The 716-nt window shown below is 42.0% G+C and carries 1 tRNA gene and 1 rRNA gene; both read right to left on the bottom strand.

What is annotated here, in order from left to right:
- Positions 1 to 296 (bottom strand): 23S ribosomal RNA (locus ATB76_RS26855); the annotation flags it as partial.
- Positions 297 to 590: 294 nt separating this feature from the next.
- Positions 591 to 666, bottom strand: a tRNA-Glu gene (locus ATB76_RS26850).
- Positions 667 to 716: the final 50 nt, after the last annotated feature.

The raw sequence follows: 716 nt of genomic DNA, 5'->3' as shown, positions 1-716 counted from the left end.
ACCGTTCGTCTAACGCATATAAAGCTTAAGGGCTAGTCCAATTTCGCTCGCCGCTACTTTCGGAATCTCGGTTGATTTCTTTTCCTCGGGGTACTTAGATGTTTCAGTTCCCCCGGTTCGCCTCGCTGCGCTATGTATTCACGCAGCGATACTAGCTTATGCTAGTGGGTTTCCCCATTCGGAAATCCCAGACTCAAATGGTTTTTACTACCTAATCTGGGCTTATCGCAAGTTAATACGTCCTTCATCGCCTCTGACTGCCAAGGCATCCACCGTGTACGCTTAGTCACTTAACCATACAACCCGAAGGAGTTTCGAGTTGATAATCAAATCACCAAAGTTGTCTCTCATTATTTGAATGAGCGAGAGACATTTCGATTTTGCCGGACTCAATTTCGAATAATCACTTTAAAAGTGATATTCCCAAGAACACTTGAATGTGTTTTTTGGTGTTTGTCATAAAGACAAACATTGAGAACTTTACAAACAATCTTAAAGATTGTTTTGTCAGCTTTCCAAATTGTTAAAGAGCTAATCACTTCTTATGAAGTAACCATTTTTAAAAACTCTCAAGAGAGAATGTTTAAAGATGGTATCCCGTAGGGGAGTCGAACCCCTGTTACCGCCGTGAAAGGGCGGTGTCCTAGGCCTCTAGACGAACGGGACACTGGATTGAAGATATTGGGATATCTTCGTCTCTTTTACTTATAAACCGT

Source organism: Vibrio sp. MOR3 (assembly GCF_001557775.1).
In the GTDB taxonomy this organism is placed as follows: domain Bacteria; phylum Pseudomonadota; class Gammaproteobacteria; order Enterobacterales; family Vibrionaceae; genus Vibrio; species Vibrio jasicida.
The sequence above is the reverse complement of the archived record's forward strand: the minus strand, read 5'-3'. Positions and strand labels throughout refer to the sequence as shown.